The 16,817-nt window shown below is 50.5% G+C and carries 17 protein-coding genes; 8 read left to right on the top strand and 9 right to left on the bottom strand.

Features of this window, described 5'->3' with window-relative positions; genetic code table 11:
- Window positions 1–57: 57 nt before the first annotated feature.
- Entirely contained in the window at window positions 58–630 is a 573-nt protein-coding gene (gene ampD / locus ABIC79_RS09195; protein ID WP_015690461.1) for a 1,6-anhydro-N-acetylmuramyl-L-alanine amidase AmpD, read from the bottom strand.
- 94 nt (window positions 631–724) lie between these two features.
- On the opposite strand from ampD, the gene nadC reads away from it, so the two are divergent.
- The 4 genes from nadC (at window position 725) to hofC (ending at window position 5,069) form a co-directional block, all read left to right on the top strand.
- Window positions 725–1,618: a carboxylating nicotinate-nucleotide diphosphorylase gene (nadC, locus tag ABIC79_RS09190; RefSeq protein WP_013576992.1), complete on the top strand. Its 894-nt coding sequence runs from the start codon at window positions 725–727 to the stop codon at window positions 1,616–1,618.
- Between the two features lie 291 nt (window positions 1,619–1,909).
- Entirely contained in the window at window positions 1,910–2,356 is a 447-nt protein-coding gene (gene ppdD / locus ABIC79_RS09185; RefSeq protein ID WP_112150986.1) for a prepilin peptidase-dependent pilin, read from the top strand.
- Complete coding sequence (gene gspE / locus ABIC79_RS09180; RefSeq protein WP_112150987.1) at window positions 2,356–3,852, top strand: type II secretion system protein GspE; 1,497 nt, start codon at window positions 2,356–2,358, stop codon at window positions 3,850–3,852. Before ppdD ends, gspE begins: the two co-directional genes overlap by 1 nt.
- On the top strand, window positions 3,849–5,069 hold the full coding sequence (hofC, locus tag ABIC79_RS09175; protein ID WP_354566864.1) for a protein transport protein HofC: 1,221 nt from the start codon (window positions 3,849–3,851) through the stop codon (window positions 5,067–5,069). The genes gspE and hofC overlap by 4 nt, the downstream gene beginning before the upstream one ends.
- Before the next feature lie 53 nt (window positions 5,070–5,122).
- Here hofC and ABIC79_RS09170 read toward each other — a convergent pair whose 3' ends face one another.
- Window positions 5,123–6,166, bottom strand: a complete 1,044-nt coding sequence (locus ABIC79_RS09170; RefSeq protein ID WP_126125175.1) for a GMP reductase — start codon at window positions 6,164–6,166, stop codon at window positions 5,123–5,125.
- A 242-nt stretch (window positions 6,167–6,408) separates the two neighbouring features.
- On the opposite strand from ABIC79_RS09170, the gene coaE reads away from it, so the two are divergent.
- Genes coaE through yacG form a run of 3 tightly spaced genes read left to right on the top strand, consistent with a single transcriptional unit; the run spans window position 6,409 to window position 7,990 of the window.
- Complete coding sequence (gene coaE / locus ABIC79_RS09165; protein WP_354566862.1) at window positions 6,409–7,005, top strand: dephospho-CoA kinase; 597 nt, start codon at window positions 6,409–6,411, stop codon at window positions 7,003–7,005.
- A gap of 25 nt (window positions 7,006–7,030) precedes the next feature.
- Complete coding sequence (zapD, locus tag ABIC79_RS09160; protein WP_013576998.1) at window positions 7,031–7,783, top strand: cell division protein ZapD; 753 nt, start codon at window positions 7,031–7,033, stop codon at window positions 7,781–7,783.
- A 9-nt stretch (window positions 7,784–7,792) separates the two neighbouring features.
- Window positions 7,793–7,990: a DNA gyrase inhibitor YacG gene (yacG, locus tag ABIC79_RS09155; protein ID WP_013576999.1), complete on the top strand. Its 198-nt coding sequence runs from the start codon at window positions 7,793–7,795 to the stop codon at window positions 7,988–7,990.
- A gap of 86 nt (window positions 7,991–8,076) precedes the next feature.
- Here yacG and mutT read toward each other — a convergent pair whose 3' ends face one another.
- The 3 genes from mutT to secM all read right to left on the bottom strand — a co-directional run bounded on the left by mutT (window position 8,077) and on the right by secM (window position 11,917).
- Window positions 8,077–8,478, bottom strand: coding sequence for an 8-oxo-dGTP diphosphatase MutT (mutT, locus tag ABIC79_RS09150; RefSeq protein WP_217217340.1), 402 nt, complete (start codon window positions 8,476–8,478; stop codon window positions 8,077–8,079).
- A gap of 113 nt (window positions 8,479–8,591) precedes the next feature.
- Window positions 8,592–11,309 (bottom strand): preprotein translocase subunit SecA, encoded by a 2,718-nt coding sequence (gene secA, locus ABIC79_RS09145; protein WP_119262102.1) that lies wholly within the window; start codon window positions 11,307–11,309, stop codon window positions 8,592–8,594.
- Window positions 11,310–11,389: 80 nt separating this feature from the next.
- Window positions 11,390–11,917 carry a secA translation cis-regulator SecM gene (gene secM / locus ABIC79_RS09140; protein WP_037033422.1) on the bottom strand — a complete coding sequence of 176 codons (528 nt, stop codon included), beginning with the start codon at window positions 11,915–11,917 and terminating at the stop codon, window positions 11,390–11,392.
- Between the two features lie 26 nt (window positions 11,918–11,943).
- On the opposite strand from secM, the gene ABIC79_RS09135 reads away from it, so the two are divergent.
- Window positions 11,944–12,468: a DUF721 domain-containing protein gene (locus tag ABIC79_RS09135; protein ID WP_119262103.1), complete on the top strand. Its 525-nt coding sequence runs from the start codon at window positions 11,944–11,946 to the stop codon at window positions 12,466–12,468.
- Between the two features lie 15 nt (window positions 12,469–12,483).
- Here the strand turns inward: ABIC79_RS09135 and lpxC are convergent, their stop codons facing one another.
- The 4 genes from lpxC to ftsQ form a co-directional block, all read right to left on the bottom strand.
- Window positions 12,484–13,401, bottom strand: coding sequence for a UDP-3-O-acyl-N-acetylglucosamine deacetylase (gene lpxC, locus ABIC79_RS09130; RefSeq protein ID WP_015690467.1), 918 nt, complete (start codon window positions 13,399–13,401; stop codon window positions 12,484–12,486).
- A 99-nt stretch (window positions 13,402–13,500) separates the two neighbouring features.
- A complete protein-coding gene (gene ftsZ / locus ABIC79_RS09125; protein ID WP_013577005.1) occupies window positions 13,501–14,655 on the bottom strand; it encodes a cell division protein FtsZ in 1,155 nt (384 codons plus the stop codon).
- Between the two features lie 71 nt (window positions 14,656–14,726).
- Window positions 14,727–15,983: a cell division protein FtsA gene (gene ftsA, locus ABIC79_RS09120; protein WP_009634688.1), complete on the bottom strand. Its 1,257-nt coding sequence runs from the start codon at window positions 15,981–15,983 to the stop codon at window positions 14,727–14,729.
- Window positions 15,980–16,816: a cell division protein FtsQ gene (gene ftsQ / locus ABIC79_RS09115; protein WP_013577006.1), complete on the bottom strand. Its 837-nt coding sequence runs from the start codon at window positions 16,814–16,816 to the stop codon at window positions 15,980–15,982. Before ftsQ ends, ftsA begins: the two co-directional genes overlap by 4 nt.
- Between the last annotated feature and the right edge of the window lies 1 nt (window position 16,817).

Raw genomic sequence — 16,817 nt, 5'->3', positions numbered from 1 at the left:
ATTGTCACTCTCTCTAAACACATCACACCCGTAAAAACGAAACCGAAAACCGGTTAATTACAGGTCAGAAAGGTCATTCTGCCCTACCGGCAGCGCTAACAGCTTGCGATAAAATGCCCAGTCGAATTCAGGGCCGGGATCGGTCTTACGCCCGGGAGCAATATCACTGTGTCCGGTAATCGCTTCAAGACTAATGGGATAATGCTTCATTAACAACTCAGTAACGGCAACCAGGTTGCGATATTGCGCATCAGTAAAAGGCTCAAAATCCGTCCCTTCCAGCTCAATACCAATCGAAAAATCATTACAGCGCTCACGCCCCCGCCAGCTGGATACACCCGCATGCCAGGCGCGTTTGTTAAAGGGCACATATTGCACAATCTCGCCATCACGACGAATTAAACAATGCGCAGCAACGCGTAAGTGACTGATCCCTTCAAAATAAGGATCATCCTGCGGATTCAGCGTACCGGTAAACAATTGATCAATATAAGGACCGCCGAATTTTCCAGGCGGCAAACTGATGTTATGGATCACCAGCAATGAGGGAATTTCATCTTCAGGACGGAGATCAAAATGAGGGGAAACGACCTGCCGGGCTTCTGTTATCCAGCCTTGTTTTAAGTGCATCAAAGACCTCAATGATGTGCTCAGGTGGTACTTATCACAGCAACAGGGTAGCATGTTTTTTTGTCCTTCTTATCCGCCATTTCGGAGTATTTGTATGTCTACCCGCAGCTACAGCCGTGAAAGTCGCCGCGCACAGTTACTCGAACGTATCCAGAATGATATTCCTTCTCTTGTTACTCAGGCTCTCGGTGAGGATCTTGGGGGCGAAGCCAATGCCAACAATGACTTAACTGCTCAACTGTTGCCGCAAGACAAAAATGCTAACGCCACCATCATTACCCGCGAAGCCGGTATTTTCTGCGGCCAGCGCTGGCTGGACGAAGTCTTTCTCCAACTGGCAGGCGATAAAATCACCGTCAAATGGCATGTCAAAGACGGCGACCACGTTTCTGAAAACCAGACCTTATGTGAACTCTCAGGCTCCGCACGCATGCTGCTGACCGGTGAGCGCACCGCTCTTAACTTCGTGCAAACCCTGTCCGGTGTGGCAACCGAAGTGAATCACTATGTGAAAATCCTTGAGGGCACAAAAACTCAGTTGCTCGATACCCGGAAAACCTTGCCTGGCCTGCGTACGGCACTGAAATATGCCGTGTTATGCGGTGGCGGAAGCAATCACCGCCTTGGTCTTGCCGATGCATTTCTGATTAAAGAAAACCACATCATTGCCTGTGGCTCGATAAAAGCCGCCGTAGAACGCGCCTTATGGATCCACGCCGACGTGCCCGTCGAGGTAGAAGTCGAATCCATGGATGAACTTCAGCAGGCGCTGGATGCGGGTGCTGACATTATCATGCTGGATAACTTCACCGTGCCGATGATGCGTGAAGGCGTTGCCCTCACCGCAGGCCGTGCGCTACTTGAAGTCTCCGGTAACGTGACGGAAAAAACGCTACGCGAATTCGCGGAAACCGGCGTGGATTATATTTCTGTCGGCGCGCTGACCAAGCATGTCAGGGCCATGGATCTTTCCATGCGCTTCAGCTAATCGCTGCGCTGTTGCCCCTGAATTCCTTTCGAGGGGCAACACGAATTCTTGCGATCTATTTCATCTTGCCGTACTACCCTCGCATTCACCCCTTTTGAACACCACCCCCTTTTTCATTTCATCTTTATTGTTGCGAGACATCGCACATATGTTTTTCCTGCCTTGCTGGCATACATATTTATCCTGGCAGATGTCGTGGAAAAGTCAGCAATAGCGCTGGAGTCAGGCTTTTTCTCCGTTTAGTTTGCTGCCTGAGAAACAACCACGCAGTCTTACGAAACGGAGAACGCCATGAAACGGCAACAAGGATTTACCCTCATTGAACTGATGGTAGTGATCGCGATTATTGCGATCCTGAGTGCCATCGGCATACCCGCTTACCAGAGTTATATCCAGAAAGCAGCCATGACTGACATGCTGCAAATTATGGTGCCCTACAAAACCGGCGTCGAACTGTGCGTCATCGATACGGGGGCGCTGACGAATTGCAGCGCCGGCAGTCAGGGAATTCCGGCGGCAGCTACCAGTCGTTATGTCAGCCAGATTCAGGTTAATGCGGGCGTAATTTCACTGACAGGTCAGCAGGCACTGGACGGTCTCAGCGTTGTGATGACACCGGTCCGGGATAATCAGGCGGGCGGTATCACATGGAGCAGAATCTGCACCAATGCCAGTAATACTTCGATGGTTGAAGCTTGCGAAAGCGTTTTTCGGTTTGACACCACAGGAGCGCCATAATGAGTGATATGCCACGGCGCCCCGAGTCTCTACCCGATAATGATCGCCTGCAAAGCGAAGCGTCACTTGAAGCACTGTGTCAGCGCTATAAAGCCGTTGTATTGCATCGCGACAACCAGACTCTTCATGTTGCATGCCATGAAACAGAAGCAGACACGGATGCCTTAAGTAATGTATTGCGCTTTACCACCGGCTTAAAAGTGCAGCTTGAACGCTGGCCACAAACGCGGCTTGAACAAGTCATGGAGCAAGGAAATTCAGAAATAAAGAAAAAAACGGCCGCAGACGAATCGTGGTCATCCGCGCAAAGCGATGAAAACAATGAACTGAATAATCAGAGTGATGCGCCGGTCATTAATGCTCTCAACCAGATACTCAGGCAGGCCATCACCCGCAGGGCTTCAGATATCCACTTTGAGCCGTACGAGCACAGTTTCCGGGTTCGTATGCGAATTGACGGAGTATTGCAGGAAGTCCCCGGACCTGAATTTTCGATGGCAGCGGGCGTGTGCGCACGACTAAAGATTATGGGGCAGCTGAATGTCGCTGAGCGACGGTTACCCCAAGATGGCCAGCTCTCAGTCATGCTGCAAAATCAGAGATATTCCATGAGAGTATCTTCTCTGCCGACCTTACACGGCGAAAAGATCGTGCTGCGCATTCTGCATATGACTCAGCAGGATCTCTCTATGCCTCAACTGGGCTTCACACCACGGGATCTGGACTATTTCAAAGCTGCGCTTAAACATCCGCAAGGGCTAATTCTGGTCACCGGCCCGACAGGCAGCGGAAAAACGGTCACGCTTTACAGTGGTCTTCGTCATCTTAATGCCATCTCCCGCAATATTTGCAGCGTAGAAGACCCGATTGAGATCCCGGTCAGTGGCATCAATCAGACCCAGATTAACAGCAAAACAGACCTCAGTTTTGCCAGTGTCCTGCGTGCGTTATTACGTCAGGATCCTGATGTGATTATGGTCGGAGAGATCCGCGATAAAGAAACGGCCGAAATCGCGGTAAAAGCCGCTCAGACCGGACATCTGGTGCTCTCAACACTGCATACCAATTCCACTTGCGAAACACTGACCCGCCTGCGACAGATGGGGATTGAAGGTTTTCATATTGCTGCCAGCTTACGTTTGGTTATTGCCCAGCGGCTGGTACGAAAACTCTGCCCGCATTGCCGTAAACCGCATGTATCACTGGTCGAAAAAGGTGCTGATGGCAGCAGCGGACACATGCAGTTGTGGCTACCTGCAGGATGCCATCAATGCTTTTCGGGCTATTACGGACGCACCGGTATTTATGAAACGCTGAACATAACACCCGGTTTACAACAGGCGCTGGTGGCAGAGGCAAGTGTCAATGAGTTGAGTAAGATTGCCCGCGAACAAGGGCAAAAAACGTTGCAGGAAGCCGGTATGGCGCTGGTCGAACAAGGGATCACCTCACTTGAAGAACTTTATCGTGTTACCGGTGAAGGCGCGGATACATGAAAACTGACGGCGGCGCACCTCAGTCCTGGCGGTTATATCACTGGCAGGCTATCGACACTCTGGGAAGCCTTCAGCAAGATCACTGCATTGAGGTGGGTAAGGACGGCATTTACCAGCAGCTTTTTGCTGCTGGATTGCAACCGCTGAAAATCAGAATGAAGCAGCGATTGGGACGACGTTTCTGGAAAAATCAGGAACGTGTTGCATTCGTCAGGCAACTTGCAACGCTGCTACAAGCCGGGCTACCGCTGGTCAATAGCCTGACGTTGCTGGCCAACGAGCACCCGAAACCCGCGTGGCATTGTGTACTGTCAAATGTTGCGAAAGGCGTTCGCGAAGGAAAACCGCTGTCGGTAACACTGAATCATTATCCCGATGTATTTCCTGATATTTACAGACAGATAATTTCTATTGGTGAGCTAACGGGACAACTGGACAAATGCTGCCTGCAACTGGCGACTCAACAGGAACAACAGGCTGAATTAAGAAGCAAAGTAAAAAAGGCGTTGCGGTATCCGCTGATTGTCAGCGTTATCGCTATCGTGGTCACTCTGCTAATGCTGACTTTAGTATTGCCTGAGTTTGCCAAAATCTATGCTTCCTTTGATGCCGAACTCCCCTGGTTTACACGCATGCTGGTCATTGCTTCTGGTGCCCTCATCAGCACCGGCCCCTGGCTGGTGGGTATTTTTTCGCTTTGTTGTTTCGGCTATCTGCAGAAGTTACACCCGCTTAAGCACTGGCAACTGCGTGAGCAGATGTTACTGCTCAGGTTACCCCTGACGTCACGACTGGTGACAGACAGTTGCCTCAGCCAGATATTTCAAACGCTGGCAATGACACAACAGGCGGGCATGACGTTAATTGCCGGGCTGGCAGCAGCGTCTGCATCAATGTCCAATCTGCATTTTCAGGCCGCACTGAACCAGATACGTGAGCAAATCATGCAAGGAACACCGTTACACAAAGCTTTTGTACAGTCGCCACTGTTCCCGACCTTATGTCATCAGCTGATAAAAATCGGTGAAGAATCAGGGTCTCTGGACGAGTTACTGCTGAAACTCGCATATCTGCATCATGACAAAGCTAACTCGCTGGCAGAAACGTTGTCACAAACGATTGAGCCGGTACTCATGGCCGTAATGGGGGTGATTGTCGGTGGGCTGGTGATTGCGATGTATCTGCCAATTTTCCAGCTAGGTTCGGTTATGGGATAAATCAAAGAGGAAAAAGCGGCGAAAAATGTTTCGCCGCCATTGTGGTCATATCCTTACTTACTGCCGAACAGACGGTTTTCCTGTTCCGCAACGCGGATGAAGGTTGTACGTTTGGTCAGTTCTTTCAGGCGCTCTGCACCGACGTAAGTACAGGCAGAACGCAGCCCACCGAGAATGTCACGCACGGTGTTTTCAACCGGGCCACGCAGAGGCAATTTGACTGTTTTACCTTCCGCTGCGCGGTATTCAGCAACACCGCCGACGTGGCGTTTCATCGCAGATTCTGAACTCATACCGTAGAAAAGCATGAATTTTTCGCCATTCTCTTCAACGACCGTGCCTTCACACTCGTCATGCGCAGCCAGCATCCCGCCAAGCATAACGAAATCAGCACCGCCGCCGAACGCTTTTGCCACGTCACCCGGAACAGCACAGCCGCCATCGCTGACAATCTGTCCGCCCAGACCGTGAGCAGCATCAGCACATTCGATAACAGCAGAAAGCTGCGGATATCCCACGCCGGTTTTTACGCGAGTCGTACATACCGATCCCGGGCCGATGCCGACTTTTACAATATCCGCGCCAGAAAGAATAAGTTCTTCCACCATTTCACCGGTCACCACGTTGCCTGCACAAATGACTTTATCGGGGCAAGCTTCGCGTACACGTTGCAGGAAACCCACAAAGTGCTCGGAATAACCATTAGCGACATCCAGGCAAACAAACTTCAGCAGAGGCGACAAAGCAAGAATTTGCAGGGTTTTAACGAAATCAGCTTCTGACGTCCCGGTCGATACCATGATATTACGCAGCACGGATTCATCGGAGGAAGTCACGAATGCCTGCCACTGTTCTACGGTGTAATGTTTGTGCACGGCCGTAAGCAAACCAAAAGACGCCAGTACGGTCGCCATACGGAATGTGCCGACGGTATCCATGTTCGCAGCAATAATCGGGGTGCCGGACCAGTTAAAACCTGAGTGTTTGAATGTGAATGTGCGCTCCAGTTCAACTTCGGAACGACTTTTGAGAGTGGAACGCTTAGGGCGGATGAGTACGTCTTTAAAACCTAACTTTAAATCTTCTTCAATGCGCATGGCGGGTTAGTCCTGGTTTGGCGACGGGTCGCTAGGGTGCACGAAAAATTTTTACACACCCTTTCCAGTGGTTTTATCATACACAGGAAAATGACAACGGCAAGATGGCTTTTACAACCTTCATCACAGACTTTTGATTGTGCAGATTAATAATTTTTCGCATCAAAACCGAGAACACCACGGCTTGCACTTACTCATAATCTCTTTATCATTTACCTAACTAATTTTATCAGAGCACCAGCATGAGCTATATCGTTGCATTGACCGGGGGTATCGGTAGTGGCAAAAGTACCGTTTCCGAAAGCTTCGCCCGTCATGGCGTAAGCATTGTCGATGCAGATGTGATTGCCCGCCAGGTCGTTGCTCAAGGTGAGCCAGCGCTGGAAGAATTAAGACAGCGATTTGGTGAAAGCATTATTTCCACTGATGGCTCACTGAACCGCCCGGCCCTTCGGGCGCGGATTTTTAGCAATCCTGATGAAAAAGAATGGGTTAATAAATTATTACACCCCATTATTCATGCCAGAACACAATGTTTGATTGCTGAGGCGCAGACGCCGTACGTGCTCTGGGTCGTACCGCTGCTGATTGAAAATGGATTACAGACGCAAGCAAATCGCGTTCTGGTGGTGGATGTTGAGCCACATATTCAACTTTCCCGGACGATGTCGCGCGATGGCATCAGCCGCCAGCAGGCTGAAAGTATTATTGCTGCACAGGTCAGTCGTGAAAAACGTCGGGCCTGTGCGGATGACATTATTGATAACAGCGGTGATCCGAAATTAATTGAACCGCGTGTTGCCCAACTACATCACCGCTATTTGCAACTTGCGGTGTGAGTAAACAGACAGGATATTGCCAAGCATGACTGATGTAGCTGCAACCGTTCTCTTTGAACATCCACTGAATGAGAAAATGCGCACCTGGCTTCGCATCGAATTTTTGTTGCAACAGATGCATTCCAACGCACAACTCACTGATATTGCTTCTGCTCTGCTATTTTTTCGCACCGCTTCAGATTTACTGGATGTACTGGAACGTGGTGAAGTCCGTACCGATTTACTGAAAGAGCTTGAGCGCCAGCAGCAAAAATTGTCTCAATGGAAAGATGTCCCGGGCGTTGATTTAGCAAGGATCGAGGGGCTGCGCGCTGAGCTTAAGCAATGTGCATCTGTGTTAATGAAAGCACCACGCATAGGGCAAGCGCTGAAGGAAGATCGCCTGATGGCCCTGGTTCGCCAGCGTCTGAGTATCCCCGGCGGGTGTTGCAGCTTTGATTTGCCGACACTGCATATCTGGCTGCATCTGGCACAATCACAACGTGATCGTGAAGTGCAAAACTGGCTCGAAACACTGGCTCCGCTGAATAATTCGCTCATGATGGTACTGGATCTGATCCGCCAGTCAGGCGCGTTTCGCAATCAAATCAGTCTGAATGGTTTTTTCCAGGACAACGCTGAAGGCGCAGATCTGTTACGATTGCGACTCTCGATGGAAAATCAGCTTTACCCGCAAGTATCCGGGCATAAAACCCGTTATGCCATTCGCTTTTTACCCCTCGACAGCGAACATGGCGTGGTTCCCGCGCGACTGAATTTTGAACTTGCCTGCTGCTAGGAGTTGCAAATGGACCCTGAAATCATTGAAGTAAATTGCCCGACCTGTCAGAAAATCGTGGTTTGGGGTGAACAAAGCCCTTACCGCCCTTTTTGTTCCAAGCGTTGCCAGCTTATTGATCTCGGCGAATGGGCCGATGAAGAGAAACGCATCCCAAGTAAGGGTGACGTGAATGATCTGGACGACTGGAGTGAAGAAGAGATTTAATCCAGACAACGGGTATAGAAAAAGGGGCTTCGACCCCTTTTTCTATATGCCATCAAATTCTGCATGTCATCAAATTCTACACGTAATCAGTACTGATTGTTTTTGAGGGCTGTAACAACCACTTCGTTGGCGGGAGGGAATTCCTCCTCTTTCAAATCGGCCTGCGCAACCCAGCGCTTCGGCTGCCCTTCTTTGCCATACGGCTCGCCCTGCCAGTCTTCCACCAGGAAAAAATAGAGTGTAATGATGCGATCCGGGAATTGGTGCTCCAATGTTTTCAGCAGCACAGGAGATTTAGCATCAATGCCGACCTCTTCCTGTAATTCGCGAATAACAGCCTGTTCAGGTGTTTCACCCGCTTCAATCTTACCGCCCGGAAACTCCCAGAACCCCGCCATATGTGATGATGCATCGCGTTGAGTGATAAAGATTTCTTTGCTGGCATTCCGGATAATGCCCGCTGCGATATTAAGTTGTTTAAGCGCCACAGTTTCCACCTATCCGCTGACTGCAATGACTGTCTTTATGGGGACTTTTAGACAAAAATAAAGGCGGCAATTACGCCGCCTTCAAGATTAACACGATGACTTAGCCGGAGATCTTACTTTTGCAGACGGCCATGGCATTGTTTGTATTTTTTACCAGAACCGCACGGGCAGAGATCATTACGACCCACTTTGCGATCACCAGAAGAAGCAAGACGTGCAGCTTCGGCTACTTCGATTTCTTGCTGATCCTGATGGCTAAGCTGCTGCTGACGAGCCAGACGTTCAGCTTCTTCACGACGCTGAATTTCCATCGCTTCCACTTCTTCAGGCATACGAACCTGAACTTTGCTTAGTACGCTGACCACTTCATATTTCAGAGATTCCAGCATGGCAGCAAACATCGCGAAGGATTCGCGTTTGTATTCCTGCTTAGGATCCTTTTGAGCGTAACCACGTAAATGGATGCCCTGACGCAGGTAATCCATTGCCGCCAGATGTTCTTTCCACAGAGAATCCAGCGTTTGTAACATCACGCCTTTCTCAAAATTGCGCATCATTTCAGCGCCAACCACTTCTTCTTTACGGGCGTAAGATTCTTTCGCGATTTCCATGATACGTTCGCGCAGGGTTTCTTCATGCAATTCCGGCTCTTTGTCCAGCCATTCTGCAATCGGCATTTCCAGCTCGAAGTCTTTTTTCAGACGTTCTTCCAAACCCTGTACATCCCACATTTCTTCCAGAGACTGTGGCGGAATGTAGCTGTCGATGGTCGCCTTGAACACGTCTTCACGGATGCTGGCGATGGTTTCGCTCACATCAGACACGTCCAGCAATTCGTTACGCTGGCTGTAGATCGCACGACGCTGATCGCTTGCCACATCATCGTATTCCAGCAGTTGCTTACGGATATCGAAGTTACGGCTTTCGACTTTACGCTGCGCATTGGCAATCGCTTTGGTCACCCATGGATGCTCAATCGCTTCGCCCGGTTTCATACCCAGTTTACGCATCATGCTTGATACACGGTCAGAGGCGAAAATACGCATCAGTGCATCTTCCATAGACAGGTAGAAGCGGGATGAACCGGCATCACCCTGACGACCCGCACGGCCGCGCAGCTGGTTATCAATACGACGGGATTCATGACGCTCGGTACCAATAATATGCAAACCGCCGGAAGCCAGAACCGCGTCGTGGCGAATCTGCCAGGCAGCTTTGATTTCTGCAATTTTCTCATCGGTGGCTTCTTCACCCAGGTTTTCAACTTCAACCTGCCAGCTGCCGCCCAGCACGATATCGGTACCACGACCCGCCATGTTAGTAGCGATGGTCACTGCGCTTGGCTGGCCTGCCTGCGCGACGATATCCGCTTCTTTAGCGTGGAATTTGGCGTTCAGAACGCTGTGCGCAATGCCTGCTTTGGTCAGTTCGTTAGAAACAACTTCTGATTTTTCGATGGAAATAGTACCGACCAGAACCGGCTGGCCTTTGGCAGTACACTGACGGATATCTTCGATAATCGCGCCAATCTTTTCCATTTCAGTCATGTACACCAGGTCGGCCATATCTTTACGCACCATAGGGCGGTTAGTTGGCACAACAATGGTATCCAGCTTGTAGATAGAGCTGAATTCGAACGCTTCGGTGTCCGCAGTACCGGTCATGCCGGCCAGTTTTTCGTACAAACGGAAGTAGTTCTGGAAAGTAATGGAGGCCAGTGTCTGGTTTTCGTTCTGAATGTCCACGCCTTCTTTGGCTTCAACCGCCTGATGCAGACCGTCTGACCAGCGACGACCTTGCATGGTACGACCGGTGTGTTCGTCAACGATGATAACTTCGCCGTCTTTGACGATGTAATCGACATCGCGGGTGAACAGGACGTGCGCGCGCAGTGCTGCGGTCACGTGATGCATCAGCATGATGTTAGTCGGGGAATACAGAGATTCACCTTCTTCCATAATACCGGCTTCAACCAACAATTCCTCGATCAGGACCAGACCACGTTCAGTCAGGTGAACCTGACGTGATTTCTCATCAACAGAGAAGTGGCCTTCCCCCTGGAAGGAATCGGAATCTTCTTTTTCCTGGCGGATCAGTTTAGGGATCAGTTTATCCACACGGGTATACATTTCTGAGCTGTCTTCGGCCGGACCGGAGATAATCAGCGGTGTACGTGCTTCATCGATCAGGATGGAGTCAACCTCATCCACCAGCGCGTAGTGAAGTTTACGTTGCACGCGTTCTTCAGGGCTGAATGCCATGTTGTCACGCAGATAGTCAAAACCGTATTCGTTGTTTGTGCCGTAAGTGATATCAGCAGCGTAAGCAGCACGTTTAGCCGGAGAAGGCATGCCTGGCAAGTTAATTCCGATGCTCAAGCCAAGGAATTCAAACAGCGGACGGTTATTTTCGGCGTCACGCTGTGCCAGGTAATCGTTGACAGTGACGACGTGAACGCCCTTTCCGCTCAATGCGTTCAGGTAAGCGGGCAGGGTTGCAGTTAACGTTTTACCTTCACCGGTACGCATTTCTGCGATGCAACGCTCGTTCAGTACCATACCGCCGAGTAACTGCACGTCAAAGTGACGCATCCCGAAGACACGTTTACTGGATTCACGCACCACAGCAAAAGCTTCCGGGATCAGGTTTTCCAGCACTTCACCTTTCGCCAGACGCTCACGGAACTCGCTGGTTTTCGCCTGCAGTTGCTCATCAGTCAGCTTTTGGATTTCAGGTTCCATGCGGTTGATCAGGTCAACCACTTTACGCATGCGGCGCAATGTGCGGTCGTTACGGCTACCAAAAACTTTGGTCAATAATTTGATTAACATAGTGCTTAATATCTCTTGGAGGCCACCAAATGCAGCCAATAATTTGTTGATTTATAAATAGAGTTTAGAATTACAGTCTGTTAAATCAGAGAGAACGGGCCGGCACGAATGCCTTGCACCTGTGCTAACCACAGGCCGGTTTGATGCGATGAAGCAAGAGGAAGGAATGGCTGTTGCGTCTGACGGATGATAACCGGAGGTTTTGGCTCATGGGTCAGTAAAGCATTAAGGGTAACCAGCAACGCGAGTTGCTGAACATGCAACGGCTCAGCGGCCTGCATTTCTGCTTCCGGCTGCGCTACGGTGTAAACCACCTGCGGGGCCAAAGCAAAAGAAAGATGACGGATGACCGTGCGTAATGCATGCTGTTGCCAGTAATCAACACCAAAAGCCGGGCGGCGATTCGCCTGGAGTAACGCAAGATTACTCAGCCCTGTACTGGCGATGTTAAGACGATTTAGACTTGAGGACGTATTAGGAACCGCTGGCAGTTCCGTTTGCGACAGGCTCGTGGACACGCCAAGGCTTGCCGCGACCATCCCCAACAGGAGATGCGGCCAAAAATACCTTCTGCCAAATTGTCGCCAACGATTTAGAATGCCAATCACAAGTTTACAATCCGCCGGAGCCCATCATGCGCGATAGTCGCCCACAATTATTAGATATCCTGTTCGATGATGCCTCTTCGACTGAACAAAGCCCGCTGCGTATTGTTCAACAGCGTGCTGCGGCGTTATTGAAACTCAACCGCGCAGTGAAAGGTCTGTTACCGACGCCCATGCAACCATGGTGTCGTGTCGGTAATTATCGACAGGGAGTTTTAGTACTTGAAATAGCTAATGCCAGCTGGATGATGCGATTACGCTATGAACAACCCGCATTACTCTCTGCACTTCGAGCGCAAATTCTACCATCATTGTCATCAATCGACATCAGGATTAATCCTTCGCTCATGGCGAAAATGGAAAATGCTTCGCAGATCGCGATTAAAAATAAAGCGATCGCTGCAGAATCTATGCCCGTCAGGCATTTAAGCGCGCAGAGTGCAGAAGAATTAAGGGGACTTGCGAGCCGTAGCCCGGAGAAACTCAGAAAGGCTTTAGAACGACTGGCTGGCCTGGCCGGAGAGAGTGCCAAATCAACCAGTCGTAATAAGTAATACCAAAAGTACCGATTACGCCAATACTGTAGACGGTGCTTTAAAAGCCAGTGGCATTTCAGCTTCATCCTGGAATGTGACTAATTCCCAGGCTTCCTGCTTAGCCAGTACCGCTTGCAATAACTTGTTGTTCAACGCGTGACCCGATTTGTATGCGGTAAACGCACCAATGATGTTATGGCCACACATGAACAAGTCACCGATAGCATCCAGCATTTTGTGACGAACGAATTCATCTTCAAAACGCAAGCCATCTTCGTTAAGCACGCGATAATCATCCACAACAATTGCGCAATCAAAGCTGCCACCCAGGCACAAACCGCGTGACTGCAGGTACTCGATATCACGCATAAAACCAAAAGTACGTGCGCGGCTGATTTGGCGAACAAATGCTTCTGCGGAGAAGTTCATTTTGTAGCGCTGTGAGCTGGAATCAATCGCCGGGTGATTGAAGTCGATAGTGAAGTCCAGAGAGAAACCATTAAATGGTTTGAACTCAGCCCACTTATCACCGTCTTCAACACGCACGGTATCTTTGATGCGCAAGAATTTCTTCGCGCTGTTCAGCTCTTCAATCCCTGCATCCATCAACAGATAGACGAAAGGTGCAGCACTGCCGTCCATAATCGGCACTTCAGGCGCATCGACTTCGATAACGATATTATCGATGCCCAGGCCAGCTAATGCCGCATTAAGGTGCTCTACCGTAGAAATACGTACGTCATGCTCATTAACCAGGCAAGTACAGAGCATGGTATCACGCACGGATTTTGCATCTGCCGGGAAATCAACCGGTGGATTCAAGTCAGTGCGACGATAGATGACCCCGGTATTTGCCGGTGCAGGACGCAGAGTCAGGGTGACTTTCTTGCCGGTATGCAAACCGACGCCCGTCGCCTGAACGATACGTTTTAATGTACGTTGTTTGATCATCGTTTTTATCTCGCAATGTTTATCCATCCAACCGACCTAAGCATACCTTAAGGTCGGCGGGACAGTTTAGCACAAAGAGCGGAGATCCTACAATTCGGACTAGTCTGCCTGCTTACGCAGGAAGGCCGGGATGTCCAGATAGTCGGGCTCTTTATTAGATTGCGCGCTTTGATCATTGACCACTTTCGCCGCGGGTTTCGTTTCCTGCGGCAACGGAGACATCCCGTGCTGCTGGTAACGATGATCCATGACTGGCTGGCTGGCCGGTTTGTTGGTCACCAGAGTGATCTCAGGACGTTTGTCCATGCCGATACCGGTTGCAACAACGGTCACACGCAATTCGTCGTTCATTTCCGGATCAAGAGACGTACCGATAACGACGGTTGCGTTGTCTGATGCGAAAGCACGAATGGTGTTACCCACGGTTTCGAACTCATCCAGACGCAGGTCGAAGCCCGCAGTAATGTTGACCAGAACGCCGCGCGCGCCGGACAAATCGATGTCTTCCAGCAGCGGGCTGGAAATCGCCATTTCAGCGGCTTCTTCAGCACGGTCTTCGCCACATGCCACACCGGAGCCCATCATGGCATAACCCATTTCGGACATAACTGTGCGCACGTCAGCGAAGTCGACGTTCATCAGACCTGGACGGGTGATCAGTTCAGCGATACCCTGCACCGCACCTTTCAGCACGTCGTTGGCCGCACCGAAGGCGTCCAGCAGAGAGATACCACGGCCCAGAACTTTTAAAAGCTTGTCGTTCGGGATAGTGATCAGGGAGTCCACATGTTTGGACAATTCAGCAATACCCTGCTCCGCGAATGCCATGCGCTTTTTGCCTTCGAAGTTGAAAGGCTTAGTCACAACAGCAACGGTCAGAATACCTAAATCTTTTGCTACTTCAGCAACCACTGGCGCTGCACCGGTCCCGGTACCGCCACCCATGCCCGCTGCGATAAAGACCATGTCAGCACCTTCAAGCGCAGCGCGCAGGGCTTCACGATCTTCTTCTGCAGAATTGCGACCCACTTCCGGGTTCGCACCAGCTCCCAGACCTTTGGTAATACCGCTACCGATCTGAATCGTCTGGCCTACTGCCGTTTTACGTAACGCCTGAGCGTCTGTGTTAACGGCAAAGAATTCAACACCTTCGATGCGCTCACGCACCATGTGTTCGACAGCATTACCGCCGCCACCACCGACGCCGATGACTTTAATCACCGCGTCATTGGTCAGTTCCATAGGTTCAAACATAGTTTCTCTCCGTTTTGTGCCTGTCGCGTCGGGATCAAAAACCTTAACAGCATGATCCCGTTGTTAAAACATTAGAACTCTTTTCTCAGCCAGCTGTTGATTCGTTTGAACCAGTTGCCCACTGAGGCACGTTTTTCTACTTCGGCCTCACCGCTCAGGTGAGACTCCTTCCCGTAGTGCAGCAGCCCTACAGCCGTTGAGTAGTAAGGTTCCTGCGCATAATCCGTCAGCCCGGTGATGTTCAGGGGTTGCCCGATACGCACCTGGGTATGGAATACCCGCTGCGCACAAGCTGCCAGACCATCAATTTGTGCTGCACCGCCTGTCAGAACAATGCCGGCGGCCAGATGATGTTTTACGCCTTGCTGACGTAACTGCTCCTGCAATTGCAAAATTTCATCGTTCACTAAATTCAGCAATTCTGTGTAACGAGGCTCGATAACTTCAGCCAGTGTCTGACGCTGCAGACTGCGTGGTGGACGCCCACCGACGCTCGGCACTTCGACGTTTTCGTCTTTGCCGACAATTGAACCTAATGCACAACCGTGGCGAACCTTGATCGCTTCGGCATCGGTCGGTGGCGTTCCAAACGCATAAGCGATGTCGCTGGTGACCACATTCCCTGCATAAGGGATTACCTTAGTATGACGTAGTGCGCCGCCGGTATAAACCGCGATATCCATGGTTCCACCACCAATATCAACGACACAAACACCTAATTCACGTTCATCTTCCGTCAGAACGGCATAACTGGCTGCCAGACCGGCAAAAATAAGCTGGTCGACTTTTAAGCCACAGCGTTCTACCGCTTTCACAATGTTCTTCGCCATATCGTTATGGCAGGTAATCAGGTGAACTTTAGCCTGCATACGCACGCCGGAAAGTCCGACCGGGTTTTTAATCCCTTCCTGATAATCAATGGCATATTCCTGAGGGATCACATGCAGAACCCGATGCTCATCACGTACGCGTACCGACTTAGCGGTATGCACCACGTTCTCTACATCTTCCTGCGTGACTTCCTCTTCTGAAATAGGAACCATCCCTATTTCATTCTGACAACTGATATGTTTACCAGACAAAGCAAGGTAAACAGAGGAAATTTGGCAATCCGCCATCAATTCAGCCTGATCGATGGCGCGCTGTACGCATTTCACCACCGATTCCAGGTCATTCACGCCACCCTTGTCCATGCCACGGGATGGGCAACTGCCCACGCCAATAATATTGACCATGCCATCGGGCAGAACTTCCCCCACCAATGCGGCGACCTTTGCCGTACCGATCTCCAGCCCAACTACCAGTTTTCTGTCCGTCGACTTGATCATTGTTGTTTAGCCTGTGCCTGATTCTGTTGCTGATTACTGTTTTGCTGGTCAATAAACTCTGGTGCCCAACCTACTGACGCACCGCTGTCATAACGTAAATCGACATAAGTGATGCGTTTTTTATCGGCTTCAGCCTGTTGCTGGAATCGCGGGTAAAGCTCGATAAAACGTTGTAAACGCCCCATCCGGTCATCTCTCCCCAATTCCAGCCGGACGTCATTATCCAGAGTTAACTGCCACGAGTGACGTGCACTCATTGCCACTGCTTTCAACGTGAACTTGCCGGCGGCCAGCGCCTGACTCATCGTTTGAAAGCCCTGCAAAACATCCTGTTCGCTGCCTTCCGGACCGTAAAGCAACGGCATTTTTTGTTTGACCACACGCTCGGCGGGTATGCTGAAAGATTTGCCATCGGCATCAACCATATGCAGATCATTCCAGTGTGCGACCGGCACATACTCCACGAGATGTATCTTCAGTTCATTCGGCCATTGCTTACGTACGCTGACCTGTTTTATCCAGGGTAAACGCTCAATCTGCTGCTGAATGACGTTCACATCCTGCGTCATGAACGTTCCCGGTGCCCCTAAGGACAGAATCGCCTGACGAATATCATCGTTGGTCGTGTAATGCCGCTCCCCGGTGACAACTAACTGGGACAACGGCAATCGGTTTGCATCCTGCATCCAGCCGACAACGGCCCACGCACTCCATAAAATCGTTCCTACCACCAACAGCAGAAACACGATCCCTGCCAGCTGGCCACCGTTACTGCGACGGCCGTTGCTCTCGGCCGTCTCACGCTCTCGGGTATTCAGGGCGGCTTGAGACATA

Source organism: Rahnella sp. 2050 (assembly GCF_040544515.1).
Taxonomy (GTDB): Bacteria; Pseudomonadota; Gammaproteobacteria; order Enterobacterales; family Enterobacteriaceae; genus Rahnella; species Rahnella aceris.
This window is presented reverse-complemented; position numbering and strand designations above follow the sequence as displayed.

What these genes read in the sequence shown, in the direction of transcription:
- ampD (WP_015690461.1), bottom strand. Translation starts at nt 630, where the DNA reads ATGCACTTAAAACAAGGCTGGATAACAGAAGCCCGGCAGGTCGTTTCC.
- nadC (WP_013576992.1), top strand. Translation starts at nt 725, where the DNA reads ATGTCTACCCGCAGCTACAGCCGTGAAAGTCGCCGCGCACAGTTACTC.
- ppdD (WP_112150986.1), top strand. Translation starts at nt 1,910, where the DNA reads ATGAAACGGCAACAAGGATTTACCCTCATTGAACTGATGGTAGTGATC.
- gspE (WP_112150987.1), top strand. Translation starts at nt 2,356, where the DNA reads ATGAGTGATATGCCACGGCGCCCCGAGTCTCTACCCGATAATGATCGC.
- hofC (WP_354566864.1), top strand. Translation starts at nt 3,849, where the DNA reads ATGAAAACTGACGGCGGCGCACCTCAGTCCTGGCGGTTATATCACTGG.
- ABIC79_RS09170 (WP_126125175.1), bottom strand. Translation starts at nt 6,166, where the DNA reads ATGCGCATTGAAGAAGATTTAAAGTTAGGTTTTAAAGACGTACTCATC.
- coaE (WP_354566862.1), top strand. Translation starts at nt 6,409, where the DNA reads ATGAGCTATATCGTTGCATTGACCGGGGGTATCGGTAGTGGCAAAAGT.
- zapD (WP_013576998.1), top strand. Translation starts at nt 7,031, where the DNA reads ATGACTGATGTAGCTGCAACCGTTCTCTTTGAACATCCACTGAATGAG.
- yacG (WP_013576999.1), top strand. Translation starts at nt 7,793, where the DNA reads ATGGACCCTGAAATCATTGAAGTAAATTGCCCGACCTGTCAGAAAATC.
- secA (WP_119262102.1), bottom strand. Translation starts at nt 11,309, where the DNA reads ATGTTAATCAAATTATTGACCAAAGTTTTTGGTAGCCGTAACGACCGC.
- ABIC79_RS09135 (WP_119262103.1), top strand. Translation starts at nt 11,944, where the DNA reads ATGCGCGATAGTCGCCCACAATTATTAGATATCCTGTTCGATGATGCC.
- lpxC (WP_015690467.1), bottom strand. Translation starts at nt 13,401, where the DNA reads ATGATCAAACAACGTACATTAAAACGTATCGTTCAGGCGACGGGCGTC.
- ftsZ (WP_013577005.1), bottom strand. Translation starts at nt 14,655, where the DNA reads ATGTTTGAACCTATGGAACTGACCAATGACGCGGTGATTAAAGTCATC.
- ftsA (WP_009634688.1), bottom strand. Translation starts at nt 15,983, where the DNA reads ATGATCAAGTCGACGGACAGAAAACTGGTAGTTGGGCTGGAGATCGGT.
- ftsQ (WP_013577006.1), bottom strand. Translation starts at nt 16,816, where the DNA reads ATGTCTCAAGCCGCCCTGAATACCCGAGAGCGTGAGACGGCCGAGAGC.